Here is a 24,618-nt window from a genome sequence, read left to right as displayed (position 1 = left end):
CTTCTGGCCCAGTGGAGCTGACAAGTCTTCCTCTGGCGTCATAGGTGAGGGTTTGGGTTACACTTGAGATTCAGCGCGCTGCCGAAGCGCTGGATCAGGGTCACCACGCCGCATTGCGCCGTATCCCGCGGCACGCCGGCCTGATCGGCAAGCCAACCGGCGATCACACGATGCACGATGCCCAGCACCGGGCCGATCGCCTCAGGCTTGCTGGCGAACAGGAAGCGCAACGGGTACGGGAAACTCAGCACCCATTGCCGCACCGGCCGCGGGCCGAACACCTCGTCCACCAGATGCCGCGCCGACTCGGCCATGCGCCGTGCGCCGCAGCTCGGGCACAGCCCGCGCTTCTTGCAGGAATACGCCACCAGCCTCTCGGCACGACAGTGCTCGCAGACCACGCGCAGGAAGCCGTGCTCGAGCACGCCGCAGCGCAGGTAGGTCTCGAACTCCTCGCGCACATACTCGGGCAGCGGGCGGTCTTCGGCCTCAAGACGCGCGATGAAGTCCGGGTAGTGCGCCTGCACTAGCGCGTACAGCAGCGTGCGCTCGGGCAGGTGGCGCGCGTAACGCGCAGCGGCGTGGGCGGCCGGCAGTGGCGCGCACACCTCGGCCTGCCGCCGGGGTGCGGTCAGGCGCGGCACGCAGCGCTCCGTTGCAGGGACGGCTGCTCAGGGTTGCGCCCGCGAGCACGCGTTCATATCGGCGTTTTCTGATCTTCGCGTCAGACATTGCCGCGGGGCGGGTAGGAAGTCTCCCGCCTCGGACGCCAGAACGCACAAAGCCCGGCACGAGGCCGGGCTTTGTGGTCTTGCTTGATGGATCGCGGGGCTTAGAAATCCATGCCGCCCATGCCGCCCATGCCGCCGCCGGCCGGCATCGCCGGCTCGTCCTTCTTCGGGGCCTCGGCCACCATCGCTTCGGTGGTGATCATCAGGCCCGCGATCGACGCGGCGTTCTGCAGCGCGGTGCGGGTGACCTTGGTCGGGTCCAGGATGCCGAACTCGATCATGTCGCCGAACTCGCCGTTGGCGGCGTTGTAGCCGAACGCACCCGAACCTTCGACCACGCGGTTGAGGATGACCGACGGCTCATCGCCGGCATTGGTCACGATCTCGCGCAGCGGGGCTTCCATCGCGCGCAGGGCGATCTGGATGCCGTGGTTCTGGTCTTCGTTCACGCCCTTGATGCCGGCGATCGCCGCCTTGGCACGGATCAGGGCGACGCCGCCGCCCGGGACGATGCCTTCCTCGACGGCCGCACGGGTCGCGTGCAGGGCGTCTTCGACGCGCGCCTTCTTTTCCTTCATCTCGACTTCGGTGGCGGCACCGACCTTGATCACCGCAACGCCGCCGGCCAGCTTGGCCACGCGCTCCTGCAGCTTCTCGCGGTCGTAGTCGGAGGAGGTCTCCTCGATCTGCGCCTTGATCTGCTTGATGCGCGCCTCGATGCCCGCGCCTTCGCCGGCGCCATCGATGATGGTGGTGTTTTCCTTCGACACCTGGATCTTCTTGGCGCGGCCGAGGTCCTTGATGGTGGCCTTCTCCAGCGACAGGCCGACTTCCTCGGAAATCACCACGCCGCCGGTCAGGATCGCCATGTCTTCCAGCATCGCCTTGCGACGGTCGCCGAAGCCCGGGGCCTTCACCGCGCAGACCTTGACGATGCCGCGGATGGTGTTGACCACCAGGGTCGCCAGCGCTTCGCCTTCGACTTCCTCCGCCACGATCAGCAGCGGCTTGCCGGCCTTGGCCACGCCCTCGAGGACGGGCAGCAGGTCGCGCACGTTGGAGATCTTCTTGTCGTACAGCAGGATGAAGGGATCATCCAGGTCGGCCGACATCGACTGCTGGTTGTTGACGAAGTACGGGCTCAGGTAGCCGCGGTCGAACTGCATGCCCTCGACCACGTCGAGTTCGTTGTCCAGGCCGCTGCCTTCCTCGACCGTGATCACGCCTTCCTTGCCGACCTTGTCCATCGCCTGCGCGATCAGGTCGCCGATGTTGGCATCCGAGTTCGCGGAGATCGCGCCGACCTGGGCGATTTCCTTGCTGGTCGACGACGGCTTGGACAGCGACTTCAGTTCGCCGACCGCGGCCTTCACCGCCTGGTCGATGCCGCGCTTCAGGTCCATCGGGTTCATGCCGGCGGCGACCGCCTTCATGCCCTCGCGGATGAACGCCTGCGCCAGCACGGTGGCGGTGGTGGTGCCGTCGCCGGCGTTGTCGGAGGTCTTGGAAGCGACTTCCTTCACCATCTGCGCGCCCATGTTCTCGAACGCGTCAGCCAGTTCGATTTCCTTGGCGACGGAGACGCCGTCCTTGGTGATGGTCGGCGCGCCGTAGCTCTTCTGCAGCACGACGTTGCGGCCCTTCGGGCCGAGGGTCGCCTTCACGGCGTTGGCGAGCACGTTGACGCCGCGCACCATCTTGGAGCGCGCGTCTTCGCCGAAACGAATGTCCTTGGCAGCCATTGCGAATTACCTCGAAAAATTATTCGGATGAGAAATGTGTGGGAGCGACGCGCGATCAGCCGAGGATCGCGAACAGGTCGTCTTCCTTCACCACCAGCAGCTCGACGCCGTCCAGCTTCACTTCGGTGCCGCTGTACTTGCCGAACAGCACCTTGTCGCCGACCTTGACCTGCGGCGCGCGGACCTGGCCGTTGTCCAGCACCTTGCCGGTGCCGACGGCGACGACTTCGCCCTTGATCGGCTTCTCGGTGGCCGAATCCGGGATCACGATCCCGCCGGCGGACAGCTTCTCTTCTTCCATGCGCTTGATGACCACGCGGTCGTGCAGCGGCTTGATATTGGACATGGCAACCTCGGTAAATGGTTGATTGACGTGGAAAAACCCGGCGATTTTAGCAGTCGCGCGAAGCGAGTGCCAAACCGCGGACAACAGAACCGGGCGAACCCGGCATGCCACCGAGATGGGGCGGGCCCGCCGACTTTCAAGGGCCGCACGCGGATGTCCGCCAGGCCCGCCGGATCGGGGCAGCCGCTACCCTATGCCGGTGAGCGCCCTGATCTGCTTCTGCACCTGTCCCGACGCCGACAGCGCCGAGCGCATCGCCACCGCGCTGGTGGCCGAGCGCCTGGCCGCCTGCGTCAACCTCCTGCCCGGCCTGCGTTCGGTCTATCGCTGGCAACGCAAGGTCGAGGCCGCGGCCGAGGTCCTGCTGCTGGTCAAGACCAGTGCCGAGGCCTACCCCGCCCTGCAGGAACGCCTGCGCCAACTGCATCCCTACGAACTCCCGGAGCTGCTCGCGGTCGAAGCCGCGTCCGGCCTGCCCGAATACCTGCAATGGCTGGCCGCCGAGAGCCGACCGGTAAACTGAGCCAATGACCGCATCCACGATCCGCCTGCGCCGCTGGCTGGCCGGGCTCGCCCTGCTGCTTGCGCTGCCCGCGACCTCGGCCGTCGCCCAGGACTTCGAACTGCCGCCGGTCGACGAGGTCTTCGTCCTGTCCGCGCAGGCCACCGCGCCGGACCGCATCGAGGTGCGCTGGCGGATCGCCGACGGCTATTACCTGTACCGGCACCGCACCTCGGTCAAGGCCGATGCCGCCTTCACCGGCGCGACCATGGCGCTGCCGAAGGGCAAGGCCTACCGCGACGAATTCTTCGGCGACGTCGAAACCTACCGCAAGGAATTGCTCGGCACCCTCACCGGCACGCCCGCGGCCGGCGCGAGCGCGACCACCCTGACCGTGAAGTACCAGGGCTGCGCCGATGCCGGCGTGTGCTACCCGCCGCAGACCCGCACCCTGAAGGTCGCGTTGCCGGGCGAAGCGGGCGCTGGCGGCTTCGGCTGTAAGGCGCGCGGGCTGCATGATTATGTCGTCAAGAACGGCTCTGCCGATCATCCCAACGCCGAGGTGAAATTCGCACTGGGTGATGTGGTCAACACCATGATCGGCTGCACTAATGGTGAAACGATCATGCTGTGCCACGACACCTCGCTGCCGCGCCCCTATTCTCTCGGCTTTCGGGTGCAAGGCACCGAGGGGCTGTGGATGGACGTCAACAAGTCGATCTATCTGGAGGGCAAGAGCCCACAGCCGCACCGCTGGGAGCCTGCCGAGGGCTGGTTTGCGAAATACGATCACCCGCTATGGAAACGCTACGCCGATCTGGCGGCAGGGGCCGGGCATGGCGGGATGGACTGGTTCGTGATCCACGCTTTTGTCGAGGCGCTGAAGGCCAAGGCCCCGATGCCAATCGACATTTACGACGCGCTGGCCTGGAGCGCGATCACGCCTCTGTCGGAACAATCGATTGCTGAGGGCAATCGCACGTTAGATTTTCCCGACTTCACCCGAGGGCAGTGGCGCACCCGCAAGCCGATCTTTGCGCTGAACGACGCCTATTGATCGACGCGATTTAGGCCAAGCGCACCGCAAAGGCGAAATTGGTAATCTTGTCGGTATCCTTGACGCCCGGCGCGCTTTCGACGCCGCTGGAGGTATCGACCAGCGGCGCTCCGGTGCGCGCAATCGCCTCGGCAACATTCGTCGGATTTAGCCCGCCTGCCAGCCCCCACGGCAAGGCACCGCGATATCCGGCCAGCAGCGACCAGTCGAACGCCAACCCCATGCCGCCGGGCAGCGCGCCTTTGGGGGTCTTGGCGTCGAACAAGATCAAGTCCGCCGCCCCGGCATAGGCTGCGGCGCGTGCGACATCGCTGGCGCTGGCGACGGGCAGCGCCTTCCACACCGGCTTGCCAAACCGCGCGCGCAACTGGGCCACGCGTTCGGGCGATTCCGAACCGTGCAGCTGCAGCGCGTTCAGCTTGGCTGCCACCAGTGCGTCGGCGATGACAGCATCATCCGCATCGACGAACAAACCGACCATGGCGATCTGGCCAGCTGCGCGCGATGTCAAAGCGCCCGCGACATTCGACGTAACCGCACGGGGCGACGCTGGATAGAACACCAACCCGGCATAGTCCGCCCGCGCCGCGATGGTCGCATCGAGCGCCTCGGGTGTGCTGATCCCGCAAATCTTGATTTTCGCGGGCATGCGGTCAGTCGGGGTTCTGGATCAGCCGCACCAGCGTGCAGTCGGGATCGATCAGGTAGCCGATCCTCAGGCCGCTCGCCTCCAGTTGCGGAGCTTTGAAGCGCGGCCAGCCGGTGCTTTTTTCCTCGGCTCCCGCCGCGTTCACCAATGCCACCATGGCATCGAGATCATCCAACCGCAGGCAACAGCCGAACGAGCTCGTAGCTGGGTCGAGGTCAGGATAGGGGAAGAATTCGAGCTGCAAACCGCCGCGCTGCAGGATCATCCAGCCGCGATCCTTCCAACTCGTCGCAAAGCCCAGCTTCGCATAAAACGCCTCTGTCACATCGAAATCGCGCGATGGCAGATTGGGGGTGACGTGGTCAGCCATGGCTCAGCGCAGCTTGTCGGCCATGCGGGCCGTATGAGTGATTGCGGCGCGGCTATCGGGGGCGGAATGGCTCATCACGATCATGCTGGCCTTGGGGAACGCCGCACCAAACGCGCGCGCTGACGCGGCGTAGTGCTCAGTGTCGGCATCACCGAGATTGCCGAGCGACTTGGCCTTGCTGTCCTTGATCAGGCAGCCACCAAAAGCGATGTCGGTGCCGTCGATCCCAACGGTGATATTGTCACTGGTGTGGCCGGGGCCGGGGTAAAATACCTTGAGCGGGCCAAAGTTGGGCGCGGTTGCTGGTTCGACCCAGCCATTGGCGGCGAAAGTCAGGCTGTGTTGCGCCGCAACCATCCCCTCTTGCGGGGCAAGCTGGTTCGACAACGCATTGGCATAAGTCGCAATCCCCGCCGCATGCAGCGCGTCCATACCGCCCATCTTGTCCTGATGCGCGTGAGTCACCACCGCCAGCGCGACCGGCAGGTTGATCTCCTGCTTGATCCAGTTGAGGATCTGGGCGGTCTGGTCATCGGTCCAGGCGGTATCGACCACCAGCACGCGGCCGCCATCCCTGACGATCAAACCGTTGGAAGCGACTGCCCCGAAACCCGGCATGTCGAGATAGGAAGTGTGCTGCCAGACATTCGGTGCGAGCTGGCGGAAAACCAGATCGCCAAACCGTTGGTCGCCAGTTTCCATTTGCTGGCCAATCGTCGGGCGGATTTCACCGGGCATGCACCCGCTCAGCATCAATGCAGCGGCTAATGCGGTGCTCAGCTTCGCGACCGGGTGCATAATATTGGGCAATTCCATCAAGTTTTCCTTTTATTCAGCATTAAAAACCCCGCAAATGCGAGGCCTAGTAAATAGATGATCTTAATTTGGTTCACTGTAGCAAAAATATGGGGCGAATTCAAACATGAGGTGCGACAGTTTCAAAAGCCATATGATAATCAACAAGCTGAGCAAATTTCTCTAATGGTGTAAGCCAATCTGGTAATGACTCCAATTTACTGATAGTGTTTTATGTTCAGATAGTGCCCGATGACTTTGTCATGCAGCTCCACCGATTTTGAGAACGACAGGGACTTCCTGCCCAGCCTTGCCAGATGCTGTCTCAGATTCAGGTTGTGTCGCTCAATTCGCTGCGTGTAACGCTTACTGATGACGTGCAGTTTTCCCTTCAGACGTGACTCATACATCGGCCAGCCGTCCGTCATCCATACCACCACGTCAAAAACTGACAGCAGGCTCAGAAGACGCTCCAGTGTGGCCATAGTGCGTTCACCGAAAACGTGGGCTACCACCGCCCTGCGTATCCTGTCATACGCGTAAAACAGCCAGCGCTGACGTGATTTTGCACCGACGTAGCCCCATTGCTCGTCCATCTCCGCACAGACAATGACATCACTGCCCGGCTGTATCCGGGAGGTTACTGACTGCGGCCTGAGTTTTTTAAATGGCGCAAAATGGTGTTGAGGCCCACGCCCATTAGTCGTGCGGTGGCACGGCAACCGACGCCGTTCATAGCCATATCAATGATTTTCTGGTGTGTACCGGGCTGAGAAGCGGCATAAGTGAAGGTGAGCTGCCATGTTTTACGGCAGTGAGAGCAGAGATAACGTTGATGCCCGGCAGTACTTTTGCCATTACGCATCACGCCTTCAGTAGCGGAACAGGAGGGACAGCAGACGGAGACTGAAGCCACGGGAGCACCTCAAAAACACCATTATACACTAAATCAGCAAGTTGGTAGCATCACCAAAAATGTCTGGTATAATAAGAATATCATCAATAAAATTGAGTGTTGCTCTGTGGATAACTTGCAGAGTTTATTAAGTATCATTGCAGCAAAGATGAAATCAATGATTTATCAAAAATGATTGAAAGGTGGTTGTAAATAATGTTACAATGTGTGAGAAGCAGTCTAAATTCTTCGTGAAATAGTGATTTTTGAAGCTAATAAAAAACACACGTGGAATTTAGGATTAAAATAATCCTTTTTCACAGACCATATATGAAAACCAACGATAATTATATCGAAGAAGTAACAGCCAAAGTACTCACAAGTGGTAAATACTCCACACTTTATCCACCAACTGTACGACGTGTAACTGAGAGGCTTTTCGATCGATACCCTCCCAAGCAGCTAGAGAAGGAGGTTCGCAAGAAATTGCATCAAGCATATGGTGCTTATATTGGTGGGATCGATGGGAAAAGGTTGGAGAAGAAGATTGAGAAGATAATTCATGAGATACCAAATCCAACTACGGATGAAGCAACTCGTACGGAGTGGGAAAAAGAGATCTGCCTGAAAATATTGAACTTGCACACTTCAACAAATGAGCGAACGGTGGCTTACGATGAGCTTTACCAAAAGATCTTTGAGGTAACAGGGGTTCCAACAAGTATCACCGATGCAGGTTGCGCTTTGAATCCATTTTCTTTTCCATTCTTTACGGAGGCTGGCATGCTTGGGCAATACATAGGTTTCGATCTTGATAAAGGTATGATCGAAGCGATCGAACACTCGTTGAGAACGCTTAACGCCCCAGAGGGTATTGTTGTCAAACAGGGAGATATATTATCCGATCCGTCAGGCGAGAGTGATCTTCTACTTATGTTCAAGCTATATACTCTACTCGATCGGCAGGAAGAGGCCTCTGGTTTGAAAATTCTTCAAGAGTGGAAATACAAAAATGCTGTGATCTCTTTTCCTATTAAAACTATAAGTGGGAGAGATGTTGGGATGGAAGAGAATTACACTGTTAAGTTCGAGAATGATCTTGTTGGGTCAGATCTGAGAATCATGCAAAAATTGAAATTAGGAAACGAGATGTATTTTATCGTATCGAGATTGTAACTTTAGGGTGGAGAAGATTTTTCTTTGAGGTGTATAATACGTAAGTCGTGCATGTGTAACTTCCGCCTCTACGAAGGCAAATTCTAACACACCTCGCCTAGCTATAAGGATCCAAACCACTACAGTGAGTACAAAATTCCTTAAAAATACATTTGCTATTTTCTGGCTTGACTCTAGCCTTGCAATAGTACCTCCCATACAAGACAAATAACGCCGTAACTCGGTACCAATCTTTTTTCGGATACAGCTTTTGTAGCGCGATTGCGACCTTCCTAGGGTCACGACTATCCGTGAAACCAAGTCTCCTCGAAACTCGCATCACATGAGTGTCTGCTCCCACTCCCTGATTCGCTTGATACATACTATTCAAATATACATTAGCAGTCTTCAATCCGACGCCTGGGATTTCGATCAATTTTTCTACACTCCTAGGAACTCGGCCGTGAAACCTAGTTTTCACAACCTTAGCCGCATTTACAATATTCTTAGATTTAGTGCGATAGTAATTTATAGAGCTTAATATCTTCTCTACCTCTCCGACTTCCGCCTCCGAAAGTGAAGCCGGATCAGGATATTTAGCGAATAGATTATGAGTCACTTTATTCACCTGCAAATCAGTCGTCTGAGCTGATAAAATGATGCAAAGAAGAAATTGGAAATCTGTTTCCCAGTTCCTCAACTCTGAGCTACTATCCGGAAAAAGCTTTTCCATCTCTTCTAATACATATTTTGCACGCGTTTTCTTGTTCACAGTAGGATTATACATTAGTTAATATTAATTTTTAGAAGATGAAAGAATTTAATGTGAGTTCGAAAGGTAACAGTGACAAGAATGATGGTAAAAACTTTAAAATTCTCCTGAAATCGACCGGGTGGCGACATGCCCCTGACGGGACGTGGCGGCCATCCCGTGGGTTGGAGAAAAGAGGCATCGATGCCCCGGTGGGCAGCGTTCGCCGGTGAGATGCCGAGGCGAACTGGCGGGTGGCGCGGGGGGAACCCACGGCAGCCTTGACACCCTGGCTGCGGGCTGCTGCCGATACGTCGGCAATGCAGGAGGGAGAATGGCGCGGCCCGCAGGCTGCGTCGCCGATCAATCCGAAGCGGTCGAGCCCGTCTTGTGCAGGCACTGCACCAGGCGCTGGCCCAGCCATGCCATGCACGGGACGGCCATGGAGTTGCCGATTGCTTTGTAGCGCGGCGCATCCGCGGCGGGCTTGCCGCGGTAGGGGATCAGCGTGTAGTCATCGGGCATGCCTTGCAGCCGCTCGCACTCCGTCGGCATCAGCCGCCGCACCCGCCAGTGCGACCAGTCGCCGGGGCCGGGGTCGTTCCAGTCGTAGCGGAAATGCGCCTCGAAGTCGGGGGCCAGCACATGGGGCTTGTCCGCGCCGCCGCCGCTGGTACGCAGTGTGGCCGCTACGCTGCCGCCCAGCTCCGCTGCAAGGCCCTGCTCGCGGCCGCGCAGAGACACGCAGGCCACCATCGGCACGCCGTAGCCCGGCTTGCCGTTGGACAGCACGGTGCAAGCCACCTGGCCATGGCCCGACTCGAAGCGCACTTCACCACGGTTGTTCTGCGCGAAAGCGATGGCGGGTACGACACCGGCGTTCGCATGGCTGTTGCGATGCCCGCCGGCGCGCAGCTGTAAAAACGCAGAAGTGGATGTCCCGCCGCAACACTGGGCGTCCCTGAGTTTGCTCAGTTGTGATGTCCCCGCTATCGCGATGGGCAGCAAGAAGGCGAGCGGTGCGCTCCTCAGGGTCTGTGAAGGGCGCACACTAGGGGTCCCGCCGCAACGCCTCCGGACCGAGTGGTCCCGTCTGAAGCCTACGAGGCGGCGACTGAAATCCTGCGGACCGCCGCCAAGCCATTCGCGCTGGCGCATGTGTTGGCTCTCTCTCCTCCATTACACCGTGTGGCCGTAAAGGCGTAGGCGTCGGACCGGTGTGGCCGGGCGGTCGGGTGTTGTGGTAGTTGGACTGCGTGAACTCCCAAGCCGACAACTTTGACGACGACCAGGAAGCGACCGCCGAGGGCATTGCCGACATTGAGGCAGGCCGGACTATCAGCCACGAGGCTGTGAAAGCCTGGCTATTGTCGTGGGGAACGCCGAACGAACTGCCGCCCCCCAAGGTTGGCGATTAGCTGACGGCAACATCGGAAGGCATGTCGCTGAGCTACCCTTTTGGCGGCCCCCAAGCACCTCATGCGACCCCTTTTGGCGTAGGCCGATGCGAGCGTCTCCTTGGAGGCATCGCATGCAGCAAGGCACATTATTCACCCGGCGGACGGTCGAGCGACATTTTCGCAAACATCAAGCTCGCTGCCCGCCGGAATACCGCGAGATCCTCATCGAACGGATTCTGGCCAAACGGTGGACAGAAGCCTCGCTAGGCAAGGTCGTCGGCATTGTGGCCTCAACCTTCGCCCGCCACCAACTTACCGACTACGATCGACTTTTGGCGATCTCCGGTATGGCTCGCGCCGAGGCGCGGTTAATTGTCAGCCGCGAAGTAAGCGACATTCTAGAAAGCTGGCGCAGCACCGCGCTCCCCTAGCCAAATCGGTGGAGCGAGCCGCGCGCACGCTTATCCGCCGGTGCATGGCTATGCACCCCCGCCCCGTCCCAGCGCCCAATGCGCTAGGAGTAGCTTAAGCACTCCGCTGGCATCGTCGAGACATGGATGCCGTCGCTGCAACTCGCGACTAGGAGCTCGGATCTCAGGACGAAGGTCTCCGCGAATGTCCGGTCGATCCGCGCGACGTCCCAGGCGGGCGTTCCCTTGGCGGACATCCACGCCGCAGCGTCGTGCATCAGCCGCACAACCTCGTCGATATCACCCGAGCAGGCGACCCGAACGTTCGGAGGCTCCTCGCTGTCCATTCGCTCCCCTGGCGCGGTATGAACCGCCGCCTCATAGTGCAGTTTGATCCTGACGAGCCCAGCATGTCTGCGCCCACCTTCGCGGAACCTGACCAGGTCCGCTAGCGGGCGGCCGGAAGGTGAATGCTAGGCATGATCTAACCCTCGGTCTCTGGCGTCGCGACTGCGAAATTTCGCGAGGGTTTCCGAGAAGGTGATTGCGCTTCGCAGATCTCCAGGCGCGTGGGTGCGGACGTAGTCAGCGCCATTGCCGATCGCGTGAAGTTCCGCCGCAAGGCTCGCTGGACCCAGATCCTTTACAGGAAGGCCAACGGTGGCGCCCAAGAAGGATTTCCGCGACACCGAGACCAATAGCGGAAGCCCCAACGCCGACTTCAGCTTTTGAAGGTTCGACAGCACGTGCAGCGATGTTTCCGGTGCGGGGCTCAAGAAAAATCCCATCCCCGGATCGAGGATGAGCCGGTCGGCAGCGACCCCGCTCCGTCGCAAGGCGGAAACCCGCGCCTCGAAGAACCGCACAATCTCGTCGAGCGCGTCTTCGGGTCGAAGGTGACCGGTGCGGGTGGCGATGCCATCCCGCTGCGCTGAGTGCATAACCACCAGCCTGCAGTCCGCCTCAGCAATATCGGGATAGAGCGCAGGGTCAGGAAATCCTTGGATATCGTTCAGGTAGCCCACGCCGCGCTTGAGCGCATAGCGCTGGGTTTCCGGTTGGAAGCTGTCGATTGAAACACGGTGCATCTGATCGGACAGGGCGTCTAAGAGCGGCGCAATACGTCTGATCTCATCGGCCGGCGATACAGGCCTCGCGTCCGGATGGCTGGCGGCCGGTCCGACATCCACGACGTCTGATCCGACTCGCAGCATTTCGATCGCCGCGGTGACAGCGCCGGCGGGGTCTAGCCGCCGGCTCTCATCGAAGAAGGAGTCCTCGGTGAGATTCAGAATGCCGAACACCGTCACCATGGCGTCGGCCTCCGCAGCGACTTCCACGATGGGGATCGGGCGAGCAAAAAGGCAGCAATTATGAGCCCCATACCTACAAAGCCCCACGCATCAAGCTTTTGCCCATGAAGCAACCAGGCAATGGCTGTAATTATGACGACGCCGAGTCCCGACCAGACTGCATAAGCAACACCGACAGGGATGGATTTCAGAACCAGAGAAAGAAAATAAAATGCGATGCCATAACCGATTATGACAACGGCGGAAGGGGCAAGCTTAGTAAAGCCCTCGCTAGATTTTAATGCGGATGTTGCGATTACTTCGCCAACTATTGCGATAACAAGAAAAAGCCAGCCTTTCATGATATATCTCCCAATTTGTGTAGGGCTTATTATGCACGCTTAAAAATAATAAAAGCAGACTTGACCTGATAGTTTGGCTGTGAGCAATTATGTGCTTAGTGCATCTAACGTTTGACATGAGGGGCGGCCAAGGGCGCCAGCCCTTGGACGTCCCCCTCGATGGAAGGGTTAGGCATCACTGCGTGTTCGCTCGAATGCCTGGCGTGTTTGAACCATGTACACGGCTGGACCATCTGGGGTGGTTACGGTACCTTGCCTCTCAAACCCCGCTTTCTCGTAGCATCGGATCGCTCGCAAGTTGCTCGGCGACGGGTCCGTTTGGATCTTGGTGACCTCGGGATCATTGAACAGCAACTCAACCAGAGCTCGAACCAGCTTGGTTCCCAAGCCTTTGCCCAGTTGTGATGCATTCGCCAGTAACTGGTCTATTCCGCGTACTCCTGGATCGGTTTCTTCTTCCCACCATCCGTCCCCGCTTCCAAGAGCAACGTACGACTGGGCATACCCAATCGGCTCTCCATTCAGCATTGCAATGTATGGAGTGACGGACTCTTGCGCTAAAACGCTTGGCAAGTACTGTTCCTGTACGTCAGCAAGTGTCGGGCGTGCTTCTTCTCCGCCCCACCACTCGACGATATGAGATCGATTTAGCCACTCATAGAGCATCGCAAGGTCATGCTCAGTCATGAGGCGCAGTGTGACGGAATCGTTGCTGTTGGTCACGATGCTGTGTATTGTGTTTTTCATAATAAGTATTGGTTTGGTAAAGGGCTTAATTTTAACGGCTAACAATTAATGAGGCTCCGGGTTCGCCCAACTTTGTTTTAGGGCGACTGCCCTGCTGCGTAACATCGTTGCTGCTCCATAACATCAAACATCGACCCACGGCGTAACGCGCTTGCTGCTTGGATGCCCGAGGCATAGACTGTACAAAAAAACAGTCATAACAAGCCATGAAAACCGCCACTGCGCCGTTACCACCGCTGCGTTCGGTCAAGGTTCTGGACCAGTTGCGTGAGCGCATACGCTACTTGCATTACAGTTTACGAACCGAACAGGCTTATGTCCACTGGGTTCGTGCCTTCATCCGTTTCCACGGTGTGCGTCACCCGGCAACCTTGGGCAGCAGCGAAGTCGAGGCATTTCTGTCCTGGCTGGCGAACGAGCGCAAGGTTTCGGTCTCCACGCATCGTCAGGCATTGGCGGCCTTGCTGTTCTTCTACGGCAAGGTGCTGTGCACGGATCTGCCCTGGCTTCAGGAGATCGGAAGACCTCGGCCGTCGCGGCGCTTGCCGGTGGTGCTGACCCCGGATGAAGTGGTTCGCATCCTCGGTTTTCTGGAAGGCGAGCATCGTTTGTTCGCCCAGCTTCTGTATGGAACGGGCATGCGGATCAGTGAGGGTTTGCAACTGCGGGTCAAGGATCTGGATTTCGATCACGGCACGATCATCGTGCGGGAGGGCAAGGGCTCCAAGGATCGGGCCTTGATGTTACCCGAGAGCTTGGCACCCAGCCTGCGCGAGCAGCTGTCGCGTGCACGGGCATGGTGGCTGAAGGACCAGGCCGAGGGCCGCAGCGGCGTTGCGCTTCCCGACGCCCTTGAGCGGAAGTATCCGCGCGCCGGGCATTCCTGGCCGTGGTTCTGGGTTTTTGCGCAGCACACGCATTCGACCGATCCACGGAGCGGTGTCGTGCGTCGCCATCACATGTATGACCAGACCTTTCAGCGCGCCTTCAAACGTGCCGTAGAACAAGCAGGCATCACGAAGCCCGCCACACCGCACACCCTCCGCCACTCGTTCGCGACGGCCTTGCTCCGCAGCGGTTACGACATTCGAACCGTGCAGGATCTGCTCGGCCATTCCGACGTCTCTACGACGATGATTTACACGCATGTGCTGAAAGTTGGCGGTGCCGGAGTGCGCTCACCGCTTGATGCGCTGCCGCCCCTCACTAGTGAGAGGTAGGGCAGCGCAAGTCAATCCTGGCGGATTCACTACCCCTGCGCGAAGGCCATCGGTGCCGCATCGAACGGCCGGTTGCGGAAAGTCCTCCCTGCGTCCGCTGATGGCCGGCAGCAGCCCGTCGTTGCCTGATGGATCCAACCCCTCCGCTGCTATAGTGCAGTCGGCTTCTGACGTTCAGTGCAGCCGTCTTCTGAAAACGACACCATGTGCAAACGATGTCAGAATAGAGTTAAATTTCCTATTGATTGACATATTCCGTCAAAGGTAATAGATTTCATCCTGACACTTTTGCCTTTGGAGGCATCTTGCAAGGTCAACGCATCGGCTATGTCCGCGTCAGCAGCTTCGACCAGAACCCGGAACGGCAATTGGAGGGTGTTCAGGTGGCGCGGGTGTTCACCGACAAGGCTTCTGGCAAGGACACCCAGCGTCCCGAGCTGGAAAGGCTGCTGGCCTTCGTCCGCGAGGGCGACACCGTGGTGGTGCATAGCATGGACAGGCTGGCACGCAACCTTGATGACCTGCGCCGCATCGTCCAAGGGCTGACACAACGGGGCGTGCGCATGGAGTTCGTCAAAGAAGGGCTGAAGTTCACCGGCGAGGACTCACCGATGGCCAATCTGATGCTGTCGGTCATGGGAGCCTTCGCTGAGTTCGAGCGCGCCCTGATCCGCGAACGTCAGCGCGAGGGAATCGTGCTGGCCAAGCAGCGCGGTGCCTACCGGGGACGAAAGAAATCGCTGAACAGCGAACAAATTGCCGAGTTGAAACGGCGAGTTGCGGCAGGCGACCAAAAAACCTTGGTGGCCCGTGACTTCGGCATCAGCCGCGAAACCTTGTACCAGTACCTGCGGGAAGACTGACCATGCCACGCCGCTCAATCCTGTCCGCCACCGAGCGCGAAAGCCTGCTGGCACTGCCAGATGCCAAAGACGAACTGATACGGCACTACACGTTCAACGAAACCGACCTGTCGGTGATCCGTCAGCGTCGCGGCGCCGCGAATCGATTGGGCTTCGCTGTGCAGCTTTGCTACTTGCGATTCCCTGGCACCTTTTTGGGCGTCGATGAGCCTCCGTTTCCGCCCCTGTTGCGCATGGTGGCCGCGCAACTCAAGATGCCAGTGGAAAGTTGGAGCGAGTACGGCCAGCGCGAACAGACACGGCGGGAGCACTTGGTCGAGCTGCAAACGGTTTTTGGGTTCAAGCCCTTCACCATGAGCCACTATCGGCAAGCCGTGCATACATTGACCGAGCTGGCCTTGCAGACCGACAAAGGCATCGTGCTGGCGAGCGCACTTGTCGAGAATCTGCGGCGGCAGAGCATTATCCTGCCCGCCATGAATGCCATCGAGCGCGCAAGCGCCGAGGCCATCACCCGTGCCAACCGACGCATTTACGCGGCGCTGACCGATTCTTTGTTATCACCCCACCGTCAGCGCCTGGACGAACTTCTCAAGCGCAAGGACGGCAGTAAAGTGACGTGGCTGGCATGGCTGCGCCAGTCGCCTGCCAAACCGAACTCTCGCCACATGCTCGAACATATTGAGCGCCTGAAATCCTGGCAAGCACTTGATCTGCCCGCAGGCATCGAGCGGCAGGTTCACCAGAACCGCCTGCTCAAAATCGCTCGTGAAGGTGGCCAGATGACGCCTGCTGATCTGGCAAAGTTCGAGGTGCAACGACGCTATGCCACGCTGGTAGCGCTGGCCATCGAAGGCATGGCCACCGTCACCGATGAAATCATCGACCTTCACGATCGCATCATCGGCAAGCTGTTCAACGCGGCCAAGAACAAGCATCAGCAGCAGTTCCAGGCTTCCGGCAAGGCGATCAACGACAAGGTGCGGATGTATGGGCGCATCGGTCAAGCGTTGATTGAGGCCAAGCAAAGCGGCAGCGATCCGTTCGCCGCCATCGAGGCCGTTATGCCCTGGGACACCTTCGCCGCCAGCGTCACCGAAGCGCAAACATTGGCGCGGCCTGCCGACTTTGATTTCCTGCACCACATCGGTGAAAGCTATGCCACGCTACGCCGCTACGCGCCGCAGTTCCTGGGCGTGCTCAAATTGCGGGCTGCGCCCGCCGCCAAGGGTGTGCTCGATGCCATCGACATGCTGCGCGGCATGAACAGCGACAGCGCGCGCAAGGTGCCCGCCGATGCGCCAACCGCATTCATCAAGCCGCGCTGGGCAAAGCTGGTTCTGACCGACGACGGCATCGACCGGCGTTACTACGAGTTATGCGCCCTGTCGGAGCTGAAGAACGCGCTGCGCTCCGGTGATGTCTGGGTGCAGGGTTCTCGCCAGTTCAAGGACTTCGACGAATACCTGGTGCCGGTCGAGAAGTTCGCCACTTTGAAGCTGGCCAGCGAATTGCCGCTGGCAGTGGCCACCGACTGCGACCAATACCTGCATGACCGGTTGGAATTGTTGGAGGCGCAACTCGCCACAGTCAACCGCATGGCTGCGGCCAACGACTTACCGGATGCCATCATCACCACCGCGTCAGGCCTGAAGATCACGCCGCTGGACGCGGCAGTACCAGACGCCGCGCAAGCCATGATCGACCAGACAGCTATGCTGCTGCCGCACCTCAAAATCACCGAGTTGCTGATGGAGGTCGATGAATGGACGGGCTTCACCCGCCACTTCACACACCTGAAGACCAGCGACACGGCCAAGGACAAAACCTTGCTGTTGACGACGATCCTGGCCGACGCGATCAACCTGGGTCTGACCAAAATGGCCGAGTCCTGCCCTGGCACCACCTACGCCAAGCTGTCTTGGCTGCAAGCCTGGCACATCCGCGATGAAACCTATTCGACGGCGCTGGCCGAGCTGGTGAATGCGCAGTTTCGGCAACCCTTCGCCGGCAACTGGGGTGACGGCACCACGTCATCGTCGGACGGCCAGAACTTCAGAACCGGCAGCAAAGCAGAAAGCACTGGTCATATCAACCCGAAGTATGGAAGCAGTCCAGGACGGACTTTCTACACCCATATCTCCGACCAGTACGCGCCCTTCAGTGCCAAGGTGGTCAACGTGGGCATTCGTGATTCAACTTACGTGCTTGATGGCCTGCTGTACCACGAGTCGGACTTGCGCATCGAGGAACACTACACCGACACGGCAGGCTTCACCGATCACGTGTTTGGCTTGATGCATTTGCTGGGATTTCGCTTCGCGCCGCGTATCCGTGACTTGGGCGAAACCAAGCTATTCATCCCCAAGGGCGATGCCGCCTATGACGCGCTCAAGCCGATGATTAGCAGCGACAGGCTGAACATCAAGCAAATACGCGCCCATTGGGATGAAATTCTGCGGCTGGCCACCTCCATCAAGCAAGGCACGGTAACGGCTTCGCTGATGCTGCGCAAACTCGGCAGCTACCCGCGCCAGAACGGCTTGGCCGTGGCGTTGCGCGAGCTGGGGCGCATCGAGCGCACGCTGTTCATTTTGGATTGGCTGCAAAGCGTGGAGCTGCGCCGCCGCGTCCATGCGGGGCTGAATAAGGGCGAGGCGCGCAACGCGCTGGCCAGGGCGGTCTTCTTCTACCGATTGGGTGAAATCCGCGACCGCAGTTTTGAGCAGCAGCGCTACCGGGCCAGCGGCCTCAATCTGGTGACGGCGGCCATCGTGTTGTGGAACACGGTATATCTGGAGCGTGCCACCAGTGCTTTGCGTGGCAACGGCACGGCGCTGGACGACACATTGTTGCAATATCTGTCGCCGCTGGGGTGGGAGCACATCAACCTGACCGGCGATTACCTATGGCGCAGCAGCGCCAAGGTCGGTGCGGGGAAGTTTAGGCCATTGCGACCGCTGCCACCGGCTTAGCGTGCTTTATTTAATGAGATGGTCACTCCCTCCTTCCCGGTACTATGCTGAGGATAGGCTTTCATTCGGAGAACTATCATGGAAAACATTGCGCTCATTGGTATCGATCTGGGTAAAAACTCTTTCCATATTCATTGCCAAGATCGTCGCGGCAAGGCTGTTTACCGTAAAAAATTTACACGGCCAAAGTTAATCGAATTTTTGGCGACATGCCCCGCTACAACCATCGCAATGGAAGCCTGTGGTGGCTCTCACTTTATGGCACGCAAGTTGGAAGAGTTGGGGCATTTTCCTAAGCTGATATCACCACAATTTGTCCGTCCATTCGTTAAAAGTAACAAAAACGACTTTGTCGACGCCGAAGCTATTTGTGAAGCTGCATCGCGTCCGTCTATGCGTTTTGTACAGCCCAGAACTGAATCTCAGCAGGCAATGCGTGCGCTGCATCGTGTCCGTGAATCCCTGGTTCAGGATAAGGTAAAAACAACCAATCAGATGCATGCTTTTCTGCTGGAATTTGGCATCAGCGTTCCACGAGGAGCTGCCGTTATTAGCCGACTGAGTACCCTTCTTGAGGACAATAGTTTGCCTCTATACCTCAGCCAGTTATTGCTGAAATTACAACAGCATTATCACTATCTTGTTGAGCAGATTAAAGATTTGGAATCCCAGTTGAAACGAAAGTTGGACGAAGATGAGATTGGACAGCGCTTGCTGAGCATTCCCTGCGTCGGAACACTGACAGCGAGTACTATTTCAACTGAGATTGGCGACGGGAAGCAGTACGCCAGCAGTCGTGACTTTGCGGCGGCAACAGGGCTAGTGCCTCGACAGTACAGCACGGGAGGTCGGACGACATTGCTGGGAATTAGTAAGCGAGGTAACAAAAAGATCCGAACTTTGTTGGTTCAATGTGCCAGGGTATTCATACAAAAACTGGAACACCAGTCTGGCAAATTGGCCGATTGGGTCAGGGATCTACTGTGTAGGAAAAGCAACTTTGTCGTCACTTGTGCTCTGGCAAACAAGCTGGCCAGAATAGCCTGGGCCCTAACGGCACGACAGCAAACTTATGTAGCATAACGGCAGAAATACACCGGTTTAAAGAATCACTGATCTGGTTTTGCGAATACTGATATTGATGATACTAACGGCCCACCGGCCTGTTGAGGAACCTGTAAAACGGAAAGGCTCATTGAAGCCGTATATTTTCTGGAGGTTCATCAGGCGCGGAACTCATCGAGGCGCGGGAATAAAATCCCATTCAGACGCCGGATAGATTCAAGCAAGCCAATTTATCGTCAAAATCGGTGTTGCAAAAACGGGAGTGACCATAGATTCCGTTTTCTGAGACGACCCCTACAATACCGACACCGATGGCTGTTACGGCGACCTTACGCAGGTCTTCACCGATAGCTCCCAGAGTCTTCTTGTCAGGAGAGAAAAGACGCACAAACCACGTCTTAATACGCAAAAACTTTTTCATGATTACCTCCATAGTTGAAGAGGAGGCGAATCATGCCTGAGAGGGCATGAACACCCCCTCAGGGTTAAAGTTTTAGGCAGACAAAGCTGTTGGCTTCGCCTTGTTCATCTTCATTGAGTTAATGATCTTCGTCGCTTCATCAGCAAACGGGCCAGTAACTTGGATAGGCTCCCTTCTTGCGAAGGAGGCTGTCACCATCATTCTCTGGCCGTGCATCAGATGACGATACCGAGACCGCATAAGCTCAACGTAGGCCGCAGAGTCCCCCTCCCACCCCTCAGGGGGAGAGAAGGGGCACACCGCGTCGTTACCAGGCGTTGTATCAACCTTCGAGACATCAATGACGGCCATACTCAGCTCTCCTTCTCGCAATGAAATCGCGCAGGTAGCGAGCATTCGGGAAACCGAGGCTTCCCTGACTCATCAGGACATCGTTCCAGTCAATCCCTTTCGCTCTGGGCGGGATCGGGAGCTTAGGCAGCAGGACGTACACACGAATGCCGCGCTTCTCCAGCTTGGCTTTCAGCACGTTCGCTGACTTCTCCCCAGTCACAGACTTATCTTTGTCAGCCCAGATCAGTACGGTGTGAACACCTTCTGGAACCTCGAAGGACTCCATTAGGGTGGCATTGACCGTTGACCAAACCGGGATTTGAGTGACTCGATAAGCTGACAGAGCTGTTTCCAGCCCTTCTGCAACACCCAGGATACCCTCAGTCGGTTCACCGAGGCGGATGGCCGCGCCATTGACATCCAAACCGTCAGGAATGGGCATCATCTTTTTGGCGTTGCCGACCTTGGCTTTTTTACCGTTTTGGGTGAGATAGGTGCGGTGGAGCGTTACCAGGTTGCCTTCCACATCTCGGATAGCGCAGACGATAGCCGGGAATTTCCCAACTTCATTGCCATCTTCGTCGTAGTAGGCCATAGCCGGATTGAACCGCAGACAGTCTGTTTTTTCTACTTCATCAACTTTGAACAGCAGCTCGCGGTTTTTGAAGTACAGACGCATTGGCTCAGTCACATGACTGGAGAACGGCAAACACTCGTTCCATACCTTCTCGATTTTCTCACGGAGACGAGCACTGTAAGCGCGTTCGCGCTCCATTCTCTTCTCCATTTCTTCTTGGAGCTCAAGCAACCAAGGCTTAGGTTGTTCACGAAACATCGGAACAACTTTCGGCTTATTTTCGCTGCTTTGCTCTTCCGGTTGTGTGGCCGCAGGTTGTACTTGCGGTGCCGGAGTTTCTACCTTGCGGTTGACCACAGGGGCCGACTCAACATGGTGACTCACCGGCTCAACACCACCGTTCGAGCGAGCGCGGAACTGCGTTACCGTAGCGCCGCGACGTTCCACCAGCCAGGTGTTGCGATGCGTTTGCATAGGTTGTTCTCTCACAACATTCCCCTGCTCGTCCTTAACTTCAACGACGACAGTTACAGGCTCGCGCCCGAGGTTTGTCATGACGATCTCATCCCCATACTTGGCTTCACTTTCACCAATGGCTCTTTCAAGATCCACGCCCCAGATGGTGCGTTCCAAACCGCTCTTGTCACGGATGAAGGCAAAGTAGCTGAGCTCGTTGTCTTCGTTATGCTCATAAGGAGCTTTACCGTGGGCAATCAGAGTACCGGCAATGGATTTTTTACGATTCTTGGAATCGAGAACCTTGTTATTCACCTTCATAGGCTCTTGCTGAACAGGCGCTTTGGCCTGGACAGGAGCTCGTGTCGGTGCAGCGGCTTGTTGATACTGGGGTTGCTCTTTCTCAACGCCCAGATAATCACCAACCTCGCTCAGGCACTGTTTAAAGTCCCAGTTATTGAGCCACATCAGCAGCTCAAAACCATCATGATTGGCACCGCATGTATTGCATACGCCGCCACCAGTCAGGTGGGCATCCTTGAACAGTCGGAAGCCATCTTTCCCGCCGTGGATAGGACAAGAAACATGACGACCAGGTTTACGGAGAGCTGGTTCAAGATGGGGCGCTAGGGCCGCCAGGATGAATAGCCAGTTTCCGTTTGCAGCTTCACGAACGGTGTCAGCTTTGTAGTAAGACATAGGTTTTCTCCTTAGCGTGAACCCCAGCATCGAGGCTTCCTTAAACCCCCGTCGCCAGGGTTTTAAGGAAACCCCGACACCGGGAGAATGTGCCAAGGAGGCTCCCCAGCCGGGGAGTTCTCCCCGGCGAGGGGTTTAAAAAGGTCGCCCCCGAAACGGAGGCGAATTTTGTGAATATCACAAGCACAAATGAGCGCCCTCTTCCGAGGCCATCATGATTGTGACATCTGCGGTTACAGGATCTGACTTAATCACAACCTCAGTGGGTTTGAAAAAGCCATCTACAGTGGGCATGGGGTAATAAAGACGAATCTTTCCCCAATTCTTGTTGTCGGTAAAAGCGACCTTTGTTTGAGCAACACAAAGCTGCAAAAACATGAAAAGGAAGTCTTCTACCGAGTGCTTACCATCTGCACCAAATACTCCATCGACAATTGCCGGGGTCACTGCCACATTGGTCAGGAAACCAGCTTGTTTACCGATGGAAGATTGGTCCACCAGCAGACCATCATTGATGGCTTGTTGACGGATTTGGGCGAGGTCCAATTTAGCTACTTGGTTCATAAGGTGTACTCCAAAGTTAATGGGTACACCTACCCCGTGCGGGGAAGTGTACCCGCATGGGTTATTGAAAGGTCACGGCCAAAGCCGAGCTTTAAGGTTCCGAGTTTTACGCTGGCTGAATGCGCCAAAGAACGGTCGGAGGAAACGAGTCAGCGACACGCTTCACATTCGCGTAAAGAGTGTCCGTAAAGACACGCTCTAAGCGACGACCACCTTGACGATAAACCAACTTAAAGTCTTGGAATTTGTTCATGGATACCTCCAGAAATAACGGGAGGTATCTCCAGCAGGAGATAGACTCCCGCAGGGATTAATAAATTAACGTTAATTTGCTGTTTGTTTTTGGCGACCAGCTATCGCACTTTTCGCTCTCCGAAGAGAACAAAATCTGCTTACTGATGGTATTCACCATGAGTAAGAAGACTTGGGAAGTAAAGCAGGGGTTTCCCCCTGCCTTGTTATGCCGCTTTGAGGTGGCGAGAGAAAAAGTCCCTGGTTTGCTGGATAGCTCCCCGGAGAAGTTCTCGTCTGTAGCCAGCGTAGCTCTTGTCATCACTGGCAACGGTCAAGCCGTGCAGACTCTCTTCACCCAGGACAATCTCGTTTTCACGAGAGAGTACCTCAACACGTAGGCCAAGCACTCGCTCTTTCCCTTCCAGGATAGAACAAATTGTTTGGTCTCTTACTTCGTCATCCCAGTGGCCCATATCGAAATCCCGCTCAGGGAGTTCAGTAACACGCACCAGGTAGTTTTCAGTGGCCCGTTCCCAAACCACTTCATCTTCGCATGGAGAGGCCTCGATCAGCGAGTACCCGTCCGCTTCGAGCTTCTTGGAAAGACTTTTTACATCATCCGCCAGCTCCAGCACAAAGCGTTCCCAGAGGTCTTGCCAGCGCTCGACCATATCCTGGTTAATCCCTTCAATGCCGGTGCCAATCATGGAATCATCATCAGGGAAGATCCCTGTGAAGTCCACGTTGTCGTCGATGTTCATGCAGTTCCAATGGCTGTAGTGATGCCCGTGACTATTCCGAGTAATGGACAGGTCACAGGAACCATATTCGCGGAGGACAGAAAGCATATTCTCAATGTCTTTCTGTGCCATCAGGTTCTTCACGCGGCTGACAGCATCCACTTGGCCGGGCTCAGTGCTGAATAGGCGATTCATGAGAGCTTTGACGTCATCAACGCTCAAATCCCCGTAGAAGGCTACGCCATCCCCCTGGCAGTATCCGAGACTGTACTCAATCGTCAGATCATCCGGGTATCCACACTTAACCAGTTCGTTTTGAAAATGCTGTTTAATCATTGGTATCTCCTTAATTTCAGAGGGAGACACCATCCCCTCAGGGACCGATGTCCCCCGTGGGGTTAATGTTTGGGTTAAGAAGCCTTGCGGCTTAATTCAGTATCAAATCGAGGACCTTTGAGAACCGCAGTTTTCATAACCTCGAAGTTTCTTGGGTAACGCAGCTTTGAAACTGCGCCAGCTCGGATGTCGGCAGCCTCACTTGGAGAGACTAGCCTTAACCCTTCGCTGGTTTCAGCGTAGAACCAACCGGCATAACGCTCATAGGCATTCTGCTGGTACTGTTCAGTCGCCATATTCTTCCGGATCGCCTCTGTTAAGGCCTCAACAACACCGTCATCTTTCGTGATGATGTTGAAAACATGAGAGACAGTCAGGAAGTTCCCAAAGAAGCAGGCTGCCCCAAGCCAAGGCTGGAACATTTCGCCATTTCGCCCCGTCCTCACCATTGGTTCAAACGGGTATGGGCGATAACAGTGATACTGCTCAAACATCGGGTCAAGAACGTTGTCACCCAGGACATCCAGTAAAGTCTGAATACTGTCCGGGTCTTGGCCTGCCCACTTACTCCCATTGCTGAGAATCAGTGTTTTACCGTCAGTACGCTCCAGAGCTTGTTCAAAGTTAGACATAGTGCATTCCTTTTGGTTAGGACGCACCACACCCTCTCGGGATGATGCGCCCGAGTGGGTTAGTTGAGAAGGCTTAGCCGTCAAGTCCGTAAATTACGGCGGAGCCGGGCTCCATCTCGACAACTTGTGCGCTTCCTTCTTCTATCAGCTCCTGCATGTAACCAGACTCAGCATCCGGATTACGTTCGCAGTGTTCGTCCCAGCGTTTCAAAAGCCCTTCTGTGGCTTGTCCGTGGGTCTCACCAAGGCCGATAAACTCATAGTGTCCTGTGTTTACGATGATCACCACCATAGCTAGT

At 56.9% G+C, this 24,618-nt stretch carries 27 protein-coding genes and 4 pseudogenes; 10 read left to right on the top strand and 21 right to left on the bottom strand.

The annotated features are described in order from the left end of the window. Window positions 1-65: 65 nt before the first annotated feature. The 3 genes and pseudogenes from M1F25_RS22045 to groES form a co-directional block, all read right to left on the bottom strand. Window positions 66-608: pseudogene (locus tag M1F25_RS22045) on the bottom strand (transposase zinc-binding domain-containing protein); the annotation flags it as partial. 224 nt (window positions 609-832) lie between these two features. After that, on the bottom strand, window positions 833-2,473 hold the full coding sequence (gene groL / locus M1F25_RS22040; protein WP_004201176.1) for a chaperonin GroEL: 1,641 nt from the start codon (window positions 2,471-2,473) through the stop codon (window positions 833-835). A 55-nt stretch (window positions 2,474-2,528) separates the two neighbouring features. Further along, window positions 2,529-2,819, bottom strand: a complete 291-nt coding sequence (gene groES, locus M1F25_RS22035; RefSeq protein ID WP_004201172.1) for a co-chaperone GroES — start codon at window positions 2,817-2,819, stop codon at window positions 2,529-2,531. 193 nt (window positions 2,820-3,012) lie between these two features. Between groES and cutA the strand changes: the two genes are divergently transcribed. The 3 genes and pseudogenes from cutA to M1F25_RS22020 form a co-directional block, all read left to right on the top strand. After that, window positions 3,013-3,342 (top strand): divalent-cation tolerance protein CutA, encoded by a 330-nt coding sequence (gene cutA / locus M1F25_RS22030; RefSeq protein WP_004201171.1) that lies wholly within the window; start codon window positions 3,013-3,015, stop codon window positions 3,340-3,342. A 4-nt stretch (window positions 3,343-3,346) separates the two neighbouring features. After that, a pseudogene (locus M1F25_RS22025) lies at window positions 3,347-3,721 on the top strand (protein-disulfide reductase DsbD domain-containing protein); the annotation flags it as partial. Window positions 3,722-3,811: 90 nt separating this feature from the next. After that, window positions 3,812-4,378 (top strand): annotated as a pseudogene (locus M1F25_RS22020) (twin-arginine translocation (TAT) pathway signal sequence domain protein); the annotation flags it as partial. A 10-nt stretch (window positions 4,379-4,388) separates the two neighbouring features. On the opposite strand, the gene M1F25_RS22015 reads toward M1F25_RS22020, so the two are convergent. From M1F25_RS22015 to M1F25_RS22000, 4 genes are all read right to left on the bottom strand, one after another. Further along, window positions 4,389-5,027 carry a phosphoribosylanthranilate isomerase gene (locus M1F25_RS22015; RefSeq protein WP_004201168.1) on the bottom strand — a complete coding sequence of 213 codons (639 nt, stop codon included), beginning with the start codon at window positions 5,025-5,027 and terminating at the stop codon, window positions 4,389-4,391. Between the two features lie 4 nt (window positions 5,028-5,031). Then, window positions 5,032-5,397, bottom strand: a complete 366-nt coding sequence (gene ble, locus M1F25_RS22010) for a bleomycin binding protein Ble-MBL (RefSeq protein ID WP_004201167.1) — start codon at window positions 5,395-5,397, stop codon at window positions 5,032-5,034. Window positions 5,398-5,400: 3 nt separating this feature from the next. After that, complete coding sequence (locus M1F25_RS22005; RefSeq protein ID WP_004201164.1) at window positions 5,401-6,213, bottom strand: subclass B1 metallo-beta-lactamase NDM-1; 813 nt, start codon at window positions 6,211-6,213, stop codon at window positions 5,401-5,403. 197 nt (window positions 6,214-6,410) lie between these two features. Continuing rightward, a protein-coding gene (locus tag M1F25_RS22000) for an IS1 family transposase (RefSeq protein ID WP_223174630.1) occupies window positions 6,411-7,108 on the bottom strand; the annotation gives its coding sequence in 2 pieces (ribosomal slippage) (window positions 6,411-6,859 and window positions 6,859-7,108; 699 coding nt in all). A 309-nt stretch (window positions 7,109-7,417) separates the two neighbouring features. On the opposite strand from M1F25_RS22000, the gene M1F25_RS21995 reads away from it, so the two are divergent. Further along, window positions 7,418-8,263: an RmtC family 16S rRNA (guanine(1405)-N(7))-methyltransferase gene (locus tag M1F25_RS21995; RefSeq protein ID WP_000855769.1), complete on the top strand. Its 846-nt coding sequence runs from the start codon at window positions 7,418-7,420 to the stop codon at window positions 8,261-8,263. 97 nt (window positions 8,264-8,360) lie between these two features. Here M1F25_RS21995 and M1F25_RS21990 read toward each other — a convergent pair whose 3' ends face one another. Together M1F25_RS21990 and M1F25_RS21985 are read right to left on the bottom strand one after the other, a co-directional pair. Beyond that, window positions 8,361-8,975 (bottom strand): endonuclease III domain-containing protein, encoded by a 615-nt coding sequence (locus tag M1F25_RS21990; protein ID WP_000413042.1) that lies wholly within the window; start codon window positions 8,973-8,975, stop codon window positions 8,361-8,363. Window positions 8,976-9,356: 381 nt separating this feature from the next. After that, window positions 9,357-9,908 (bottom strand): annotated as a pseudogene (locus tag M1F25_RS21985) (DNA cytosine methyltransferase); the annotation flags it as partial. Window positions 9,909-10,240: 332 nt separating this feature from the next. Here M1F25_RS21985 and M1F25_RS21980 point away from each other — a divergent pair. Next, window positions 10,241-10,411: a hypothetical protein gene (locus M1F25_RS21980; protein WP_016479969.1), complete on the top strand. Its 171-nt coding sequence runs from the start codon at window positions 10,241-10,243 to the stop codon at window positions 10,409-10,411. 113 nt (window positions 10,412-10,524) lie between these two features. Then, a complete protein-coding gene (locus M1F25_RS21975) occupies window positions 10,525-10,824 on the top strand; it encodes a DUF2293 domain-containing protein (protein WP_001183923.1) in 300 nt (99 codons plus the stop codon). An 83-nt stretch (window positions 10,825-10,907) separates the two neighbouring features. Here the strand turns inward: M1F25_RS21975 and M1F25_RS21970 are convergent, their stop codons facing one another. From M1F25_RS21970 to aac(6')-Ib, 4 genes are all read right to left on the bottom strand, one after another. Continuing rightward, on the bottom strand, window positions 10,908-11,150 hold the full coding sequence (locus tag M1F25_RS21970; RefSeq protein WP_000376617.1) for a hypothetical protein: 243 nt from the start codon (window positions 11,148-11,150) through the stop codon (window positions 10,908-10,910). Between the two features lie 126 nt (window positions 11,151-11,276). Next, window positions 11,277-12,116 (bottom strand): sulfonamide-resistant dihydropteroate synthase Sul1, encoded by an 840-nt coding sequence (gene sul1 / locus M1F25_RS21965; RefSeq protein WP_000259031.1) that lies wholly within the window; start codon window positions 12,114-12,116, stop codon window positions 11,277-11,279. Further along, window positions 12,110-12,457 carry a quaternary ammonium compound efflux SMR transporter QacE delta 1 gene (locus M1F25_RS21960; RefSeq protein ID WP_000679427.1) on the bottom strand — a complete coding sequence of 116 codons (348 nt, stop codon included), beginning with the start codon at window positions 12,455-12,457 and terminating at the stop codon, window positions 12,110-12,112. Before M1F25_RS21960 ends, sul1 begins: the two co-directional genes overlap by 7 nt. Before the next feature lie 168 nt (window positions 12,458-12,625). Then, window positions 12,626-13,204 (bottom strand): AAC(6')-Ib family aminoglycoside 6'-N-acetyltransferase, encoded by a 579-nt coding sequence (aac(6')-Ib, locus tag M1F25_RS21955; protein WP_015058213.1) that lies wholly within the window; start codon window positions 13,202-13,204, stop codon window positions 12,626-12,628. A 206-nt stretch (window positions 13,205-13,410) separates the two neighbouring features. Between aac(6')-Ib and intI1 the strand changes: the two genes are divergently transcribed. The 4 genes from intI1 (at window position 13,411) to M1F25_RS21935 (ending at window position 19,345) form a co-directional block, all read left to right on the top strand. Next, window positions 13,411-14,424 (top strand): class 1 integron integrase IntI1, encoded by a 1,014-nt coding sequence (gene intI1 / locus M1F25_RS21950; RefSeq protein WP_000845048.1) that lies wholly within the window; start codon window positions 13,411-13,413, stop codon window positions 14,422-14,424. Between the two features lie 305 nt (window positions 14,425-14,729). After that, a complete protein-coding gene (locus M1F25_RS21945) occupies window positions 14,730-15,287 on the top strand; it encodes a recombinase family protein (protein WP_001162012.1) in 558 nt (185 codons plus the stop codon). Between the two features lie 2 nt (window positions 15,288-15,289). Continuing rightward, on the top strand, window positions 15,290-18,262 hold the full coding sequence (locus M1F25_RS21940; protein ID WP_001138073.1) for a Tn3 family transposase: 2,973 nt from the start codon (window positions 15,290-15,292) through the stop codon (window positions 18,260-18,262). A 78-nt stretch (window positions 18,263-18,340) separates the two neighbouring features. Then, on the top strand, window positions 18,341-19,345 hold the full coding sequence (locus M1F25_RS21935) for an IS110-like element IS4321 family transposase (RefSeq protein ID WP_000427620.1): 1,005 nt from the start codon (window positions 18,341-18,343) through the stop codon (window positions 19,343-19,345). 181 nt (window positions 19,346-19,526) lie between these two features. On the opposite strand, the gene M1F25_RS21930 is transcribed toward M1F25_RS21935, so the two are convergent. The 8 genes from M1F25_RS21930 to M1F25_RS21895 form a co-directional block, all read right to left on the bottom strand. Beyond that, window positions 19,527-19,748, bottom strand: coding sequence for a hypothetical protein (locus M1F25_RS21930; RefSeq protein ID WP_000714163.1), 222 nt, complete (start codon window positions 19,746-19,748; stop codon window positions 19,527-19,529). A gap of 72 nt (window positions 19,749-19,820) precedes the next feature. Further along, complete coding sequence (locus M1F25_RS21925) at window positions 19,821-20,099, bottom strand: hypothetical protein (RefSeq protein ID WP_000268337.1); 279 nt, start codon at window positions 20,097-20,099, stop codon at window positions 19,821-19,823. Next, complete coding sequence (locus M1F25_RS21920) at window positions 20,086-21,813, bottom strand: toprim domain-containing protein (protein ID WP_000122922.1); 1,728 nt, start codon at window positions 21,811-21,813, stop codon at window positions 20,086-20,088. Before M1F25_RS21920 ends, M1F25_RS21925 begins: the two co-directional genes overlap by 14 nt. A 177-nt stretch (window positions 21,814-21,990) precedes the next feature. After that, window positions 21,991-22,377, bottom strand: coding sequence for a hypothetical protein (locus M1F25_RS21915; RefSeq protein WP_001077336.1), 387 nt, complete (start codon window positions 22,375-22,377; stop codon window positions 21,991-21,993). Between the two features lie 106 nt (window positions 22,378-22,483). Beyond that, the gene (locus M1F25_RS21910; RefSeq protein ID WP_001032043.1) at window positions 22,484-22,630 is read right to left on the bottom strand and encodes a hypothetical protein; all 147 of its coding nucleotides are present in this window, start codon (window positions 22,628-22,630) and stop codon (window positions 22,484-22,486) included. 205 nt (window positions 22,631-22,835) lie between these two features. Further along, complete coding sequence (locus M1F25_RS21905; RefSeq protein WP_000595210.1) at window positions 22,836-23,687, bottom strand: hypothetical protein; 852 nt, start codon at window positions 23,685-23,687, stop codon at window positions 22,836-22,838. Between the two features lie 74 nt (window positions 23,688-23,761). Next, window positions 23,762-24,319, bottom strand: a complete 558-nt coding sequence (locus M1F25_RS21900) for a hypothetical protein (RefSeq protein WP_000064432.1) — start codon at window positions 24,317-24,319, stop codon at window positions 23,762-23,764. A 73-nt stretch (window positions 24,320-24,392) separates the two neighbouring features. Continuing rightward, window positions 24,393-24,611 (bottom strand): hypothetical protein, encoded by a 219-nt coding sequence (locus M1F25_RS21895; RefSeq protein WP_000260293.1) that lies wholly within the window; start codon window positions 24,609-24,611, stop codon window positions 24,393-24,395. Window positions 24,612-24,618: the final 7 nt, after the last annotated feature.

The sequence above is a fragment of the Providencia sp. PROV109 genome, assembly GCF_033681625.1.
Lineage (GTDB): Bacteria > Pseudomonadota > Gammaproteobacteria > Enterobacterales > Enterobacteriaceae > Providencia > Providencia hangzhouensis.
Note: the sequence above shows the minus strand (reverse complement) of the source record. Positions and strands in the feature narration are given on the sequence as shown.